Here is a 6,313-nt window from a genome sequence, read left to right on the forward strand (position 1 = left end):
GGGTCCGGTGCCGGCCGGCGGCCGGGCCGGGGTGTGGCCACCGGCCTTTTCCCAGCGCTACCGGCCGCACCGTGACCGATCGGGCATCCGGTGTCGACACGGTGTCGACACCGCCCGGCCGAACGCTCTCCCCCCGAAGCGACGGCCGCTCCCAGGTCCTGGGACGGTGTCTCGCCGCACGAGGCTCACGCGGTCTCCTTCGCGGCCTCCCGCGCCGGCACCGGGCGATAACGGTCGTCGAAACGGCCCAGCTTCCACCACAGCAGCGCACCACCCCAGACGAGCACGAAGACCGCGGCGATACCGTAGCCGACGTACTCGAACTGCTCGGCCAGGTCGCCGAAACCGGCCAGCCAGGTCAGGCCGGCGTGGTCGGCAAGGAACCCGGAAAGGTAGACGGCGCAGACGAAAACCGCGATCGCCACGGTGATGGCCGTGGTCGTGGTGTTGTAGAAGAGCGTGCGTACCGGGTTGCGGTACGCCCACGAGTACGCACGCGTCATCAGCAGTGAGTCGACGGTGTCGAACGTGCTCATGCCGGCCGCGAACAGGATTGGCAGGCTCAACACCGCGAGCAGTGGCACATCGTGGCCACCGGCCGTGCCGGCCAACGCGAGCAGCGTGACCTCGGAGGCGGTCTCCATACCCAGGCCCATCAGCAGACCGACCGGGAACATGTGCCAGGAGGAGCGAATGAGACCGCGCATTCGACCGCCGAGCAACCGGTTGAGCAGGCCGCGGTCCAGCAGCACCTCCTCGACCTGCCGCTCGGCAATCTGACCACCACGCACCTGCCGCCAGAGCCGCACCAGGGAGCGGAGCACGACCCCGTTGAGCGTGGCCACCAGCAGCAGGAACGCGATCGCCACCAGCAACGCGATCATGCCCCCGGTCTCCCGGACACTGTCCAGGTCGGACTCCTGGAGTCGACCGGCGGCCAGCGCCACCACCAGCGCCAGCACCACCACGACGGTCGAGTGACCCATGGCGAAGAAGAAGCCGACGCCCACCGGACGCCGGCCACGCAACAACATCAGCCGCGTGGTGTCGTCGATAGCGGCAATGTGGTCGGCGTCGAAAGCATGACGCATGCCCAATACGTACGCCGCCACGCCAGCCCCGGCGAGCTTGCCCGCGATGGCCGGATCGCCGGAATGTGCCAGGAACAACGCGATTCCGAGAACGTGCAGCAGCACGATGGTGCCGATGATGCCGGCGAGCCGGCGGCGTTCGGCCGCCGTCCACGTTCCGCTCGCCGTGCGGACGGCAAGGTCGTGCGACGTCAAGGGGACCTCCTCCGGTGTCCTCGCCCGAGGGTCGGTACGCGGGCCGCGGCGCGGCGCGCGGCCGGCGGGGAGTGTCCTGACTCCCGGATCGACGCGGTTTCCCCGGCCTTCCAACCCACCCGTTGGGCCGTGGCCGTTGCTGGGGATCCGCTCCCCGGTCACAGTGGCGGGACCGTCCCGGATTCGCACCGGGTTCCTCCACCTGTCGGCGTCGGCATCCTGACGGGTGGCGATGCACGCGGTCAATCCGAGCGAGGTCTCCAAAACCCGGACGGCAACCGCTTGCTCACCCGGCCGGCGCAGTACGCGGGCCAGAACTCAGGACCGGTTGTGATGCGCGACCAAGGCGTGGTCGTCCACCCCGGCCAGTGGTGCGGGGTGCGGGTGGACGTGTGCCCGCAGTGCCCGGTGCAGCCCGTGCAGCAGCCGGTGTTCCACATCGTGGGCGATCCGGTGGGCCTCGACGAGGGAGGCGCCGCGGTCGACCACGACGGTGAGCTCGGCGAGCTGCCCGTGCCCGGACCAGCGCAGCCGCACCTGCTCCACGCCCAGGACACCGGGCGTGGCGGCCGCCAGCCGCCGCGCGGTGTCCACCTCGGCGGGCTCGGCGGCGTCCAGCAGCCGGCCGAGTACGCCGCGGGCGGCCCCGACGAGCACGACGAGAATGACCGCCGCCACCGCCAGCCCCACGACCGGGTCCACCCAGCTCCAGCCCACGGCGGCACCGCCGGCGGCCAGCAGCACGGCCAGCGAGGTGAACCCGTCGGCCCGCGCGTGCAGGCCGTCGGCGACGAGCGCGGCGGAGCCGATGCGGCGGCCGACGCGGATCCGCCAACGGGCCACGATCTCGTTGCCGGCGAAGCCGAGGACGGCGGCGGCCGCCACCGCCGGCACGTGCCGGACCTGCTGCGGCTGGGCGAGCCGGCGGGCCGCCTCGACCGCGGCCAGGACGGCCGAGAGCGCGATGAGCCCGACCACGACGAGGCCGGCGAGGTCCTCGGCCCGACCGAAGCCGTAGGTGAAGCGGCGGGTGGCGGCCCGCCGGCCCAGCAGGAAGGCGATGGCGATGGGCACCGCGCTCAGGGCGTCGGCGGCGTTGTGCAGGGTGTCCGACAGCAGGGCGACGGAGCCGGTCAGCAGGACGACGACCGCCTGCACGAGTGCGGTCAGCATGAGGACGGCGAACGAGCCCCACACGGTGCGCATCCCGCGGCGGTCGGCGGTGGCCTGTTCGTCCACCCGGTCCGCGATGTCGTGGCTGTGCGGCGTCAGCGCGTGACGTACCCGAGCGAGGAGCCCGACGCGGTGGCCGTGTCCATGCCCCGTCATGGCACCGATCATAGCGGTAAAAGTCCACTGTGGACTAGATGCAAGGGGGAGGCCGCTGCAAGGAACTGCCTGCTGCGCAAGACATGCAGCAGCAAGCTACTGGGGGAACGCACCGCAACGGTGCACCGTTCTGGCAGCGTCCCGAGGCGCCACACCTGGTGTGCGCCCTCCTCGTGCGGACACGCACACCAGGAAAGATGATCTAGTCCCAAGGCTGTGTAGTTACAGCTAACGGTTGGGTGTGGTGGTCAAGCCTGCTGATCGCCACCCGGGACCCGCAACCGGGCAACCGCGACTGCACCGCCTACCGCTGTTTTCCGCGTCGCGGAGCAGTCGTCCGGGACCTCAGTTGACCATCACGTAGCGTACGCCACCGTCAGATCGGTGAGTCGCACGACTCAGTGCGCCCGAGCTGCTTCACAAAAGGGAGGCGACGTATGGGTGCGCGAAGGCTGCTTCACAGTCTCGTCGCACTGACACTGGCCCTGGTCCTGGGAGACGACGTCGCGCAAGCCGCGGAGCGGAAACCAACCGGTCCGGTTCAACCGAACATCGTCGCCGCGGCGACGTTCTCCCTGTTCAATCCGACGATCGCACCGCCCGGGACGAACGACTGGAACTGCAGGCCCAGCCCGGAACATCCGAACCCGGTACTGCTGTCCAACGGCACGAACGCAAACGCCTACGCGAACTGGGCGAATCTCTCACAGAAACTCGCGGACGCCGGTTTCTGCGTTTTCGCGGGAAACTTCGGTGGTGCACCCGGCGGCGTCGTGCAGACCGTGGGACCCATCGCCGAAACGGCCCGCCAGCTCGCCGCGTTCGGAGACAGGATCCTTCGCGTGACCGGGGCGAAGAAACTCGACGTCGTCGGGTACTCCCAGGGCGGTATGAGCCCCCGCTACTGGATCAAGAACCTGGGTGGCGACAAGAAGATCGGCAGGCTGATCGGCCTTTCCCCCTCCAACTACGGCACCGAATCATCGAAGTCGCTCGGCACGTTGCGGCTGATCTCGGCGGTGAACGACGTGCTCGGGGTGGACTGCCCGGCCTGCGATGAACAAGAGGCGGACTCGGCGTTCCTCGCCGACCTCAACGCGGGCGGCGACACCATCCCAGACGTCGAGTACACCGTCATCCAAACCAGGTACGACGACGTGGTCACACCTCACACCAACGCGTTCCTCAAACCCGCACCGAACGTGCGCAACATCCTGGTACAGGACGTGTGTGGGCAGGACCTCACCGACCACGTCGGCATCCCCTACGACCCCATCACGCAGCAACTCGTGCTGAACGCACTCGGCCCGGCCAACGCCAAGAAACCAATCTGCCGGTTCGTGCCCCCGGTGTTTTCCGGCTAGCAGGCGGTCCTCCGAATTGTCCGAAGTGCCCCTCGCCCACCCACCGGCTCCACGGTGATCGCATGGTCCGACCTACCGGGTGATTTCCCTTTCCGTCCTGCGGAAGGCGGCAAGCAGCTGGCGCTCCGCCTCGTCGAGGTAGTCGAGGAGCTGGTGGGCGGCGTCCTCGATGTCGCCCTGTTCCAGCAGTTCCAGGATCCGCCGGTTCCGGACGACGTAGGGCTTGTAGAACGGCCGGGCTTCTCCCATGATGTGGAACGCCAGCCGTAGCTCGGCCAGCAGGCCCGCCACGATGCCGTTCACCCGGGGACTGGCCGCGAGCGCCCCGATGGCCTGGTGGAACCGCATGTTCCCGGTGCCCACCTCGATCCAGCTGTCCCTGGCGGCGGCCCGCTCGGCCGCGCGCAGTGCCGCCCGCACCGCGGACCTGGCTCCCGGCCCGGCAGCCGGCCACCGCCGCAGCGCGGGAACCTCGACGAGCCGACGCGCCCGGTAGAGGTCTGCCACGTCGTCGGCGTCGAGGACGCGGACGAACACGCCCCTGCCGTACTCATGAACGAGCAGCCGCTCGTGCACCAGCAGCCGGAACGCTTCCCGCAGCGTGTTGCGGGAGACGCCGAGCGCGCCACCGAGCGCCTCTTCGGAGAGCCGGCGGCCCGGTTCCAGGCCGCCTTCCAGAATGCGCTCGCGGAGCAGGTCGGCCACGCGTTGCGCGGTCGTCGACCGCGGCAACCGCTCCTGGCCGGCGAGCGCGACGCCCAACCATTCGGGTACGTCCCGGGTCGCCATCTGCCCCCGCCTTCGCCCACTCGCCGCTGCGCCGCTCGGCCCAGCGACCCGCAGTGTAGATGGCGGATCCCATCCGTCCACCGGCTCCGCACCGGTCCGGCTCGCCGTCCGCGGCGGTAGGTTGATCACGACCGGGTGAAGCTGGGCGGCCCGGCCGGATCGCCCGCCCCTGCCGCCGACGCCCGTCGAACCGTTGGAGAATCGGAGGAAGACATGTCCCGTCCCGGTGCGTGGCGTCGCCTGCTGGTCGCCGCGCTCGTCGTGACTCCCCTGTTGGCGGGAACCGGGCTGGCGCATGCCGAGTCGGCAGCGGCCGGTACGACCGCCTGCTACGACCCGCACGCCACGCTGACGGTCGAGGAGCAACGCCTGGACCGGTCGCTCGACCCGGGTGGCGCTCCCGTCGGTCCCGAACTTGTCCGACTTGCCGGTTTTGACCGCCAGGTCTCGGAATTCACCCAGGTCCTGTGCCACGCACGCACCCTGTCACAGGCCAGGGCGTTGGCGTCCGAGCACGGCGGGCGACTGTGGCGCACCGCCGTCGATCGGGCGCAGGGCCGCCGGCCGGATCTCGGCGAACTCGACCGGTTCGACGACCGCCCGCTCTACTGGGCACGGTTGCAGCTGACGAAGGCGTTGCGGCAGTGGCGCCCGGCGCGCCCGATCACTGAGGCACAGCGTGCCGAGTTGGTCCGCACCCTTGACTGGACGTCGCGCGGCATCGGCTCGGTTCACCTCCCACCGGCCCCGGGCGTGCGTCGGGTCCTGGTGAGCGGCTTCGACCCGTTCCAGCTGGACGGCAACGGCATTCGCCGTGGCAACCCCGCCGGGGTCGCCTCGCTTCGCCTGGACGGTCGCACCTTCGACACCCCGCAGGGCCGGGTCCGCGTGGAGGCGGTGACGTTCCCGGTGCTGTGGGGCGGTTTCGACGAGGGCATCGTCGAAGCCGCCTACGGCCCGTGGCTGCGCCCCGGACCGCAGCGGGTCGACATGATCACCACGATCAGCCAGGGCCGGCCCGAGCAGTTCGACATCGAGCGGTGGGCCGGCCGGTGGCGGGGCGGATCCCCCGACAACGACGATGCCTCGTCCACCGGTCCCGTCCCGGCGGCAACGGGCTGGCCGCAGCCGGCGGAGGAGTTCATCGAGACAACTCTTCCGGCGCAGGAGATGATCGACGCCGGAACCGGGCCGTACCGGGTCCTGTTCAACCGGGAGTTCGCCGTCTGGCCGGACCCGAACAACCCGGGTCAGGGCGAGCCGATCCGGCGTACCGACGAACCGAGGCCGGGTGAGAAGGCCGCCAGTGGGAGCGGCGGCGACTACCTGTCCAACGAGAGCATGTACCGCGCCAACCGCGTCCGGGTTGGTCTCGGCGCCACCCAGGTGCACGGTGGGCACCTGCACGTGCCGATCCTGACGATGCCGGACTCGGACACGGCGTTGACCGACCCCGGTTACGAGCAGCGGCGCCAGCAGATCGCGGACCAGACCGTCGAGCTGATCAGGGCCGGCTCCCTGGCGAGCTGAGCCCGCCTGGCGTGG

Annotated in this window: 5 protein-coding genes and 1 riboswitch; of the genes, 2 read left to right on the forward strand and 3 right to left on the reverse strand. The window is 70.3% G+C overall.

Annotated features, from left to right (window positions below; genetic code table 11):
• Positions 1-185: 185 nt before the first annotated feature.
• Positions 186-1,286 carry a HoxN/HupN/NixA family nickel/cobalt transporter gene (locus tag IEY55_RS03495; RefSeq protein ID WP_189053778.1) on the reverse strand — a complete coding sequence of 367 codons (1,101 nt, stop codon included), beginning with the start codon at positions 1,284-1,286 and terminating at the stop codon, positions 186-188.
• Positions 1,287-1,355: 69 nt separating this feature from the next.
• A riboswitch (cobalamin riboswitch) is annotated at positions 1,356-1,485 on the reverse strand.
• Positions 1,486-1,604: 119 nt separating this feature from the next.
• Complete coding sequence (locus IEY55_RS03500; RefSeq protein ID WP_229685950.1) at positions 1,605-2,615, reverse strand: cation diffusion facilitator family transporter; 1,011 nt, start codon at positions 2,613-2,615, stop codon at positions 1,605-1,607.
• A gap of 437 nt (positions 2,616-3,052) precedes the next feature.
• Between IEY55_RS03500 and IEY55_RS03505 the strand changes: the two genes are divergently transcribed.
• Positions 3,053-3,979: an esterase/lipase family protein gene (locus IEY55_RS03505; RefSeq protein ID WP_189053782.1), complete on the forward strand. Its 927-nt coding sequence runs from the start codon at positions 3,053-3,055 to the stop codon at positions 3,977-3,979.
• Positions 3,980-4,051: 72 nt separating this feature from the next.
• Here IEY55_RS03505 and IEY55_RS03510 read toward each other — a convergent pair whose 3' ends face one another.
• Positions 4,052-4,768 carry a GntR family transcriptional regulator gene (locus IEY55_RS03510; RefSeq protein WP_189053784.1) on the reverse strand — a complete coding sequence of 239 codons (717 nt, stop codon included), beginning with the start codon at positions 4,766-4,768 and terminating at the stop codon, positions 4,052-4,054.
• A gap of 213 nt (positions 4,769-4,981) precedes the next feature.
• Here IEY55_RS03510 and IEY55_RS03515 point away from each other — a divergent pair, with 213 nt between their 5' ends.
• Complete coding sequence (locus IEY55_RS03515) at positions 4,982-6,298, forward strand: PA0049 family protein (protein ID WP_189053786.1); 1,317 nt, start codon at positions 4,982-4,984, stop codon at positions 6,296-6,298.
• The last annotated feature ends 15 nt before the right edge of the window (positions 6,299-6,313 follow it).

Source organism: Longimycelium tulufanense (genome assembly GCF_014645795.1).
Taxonomy (GTDB): domain Bacteria; phylum Actinomycetota; class Actinomycetes; order Mycobacteriales; family Pseudonocardiaceae; genus Longimycelium; species Longimycelium tulufanense.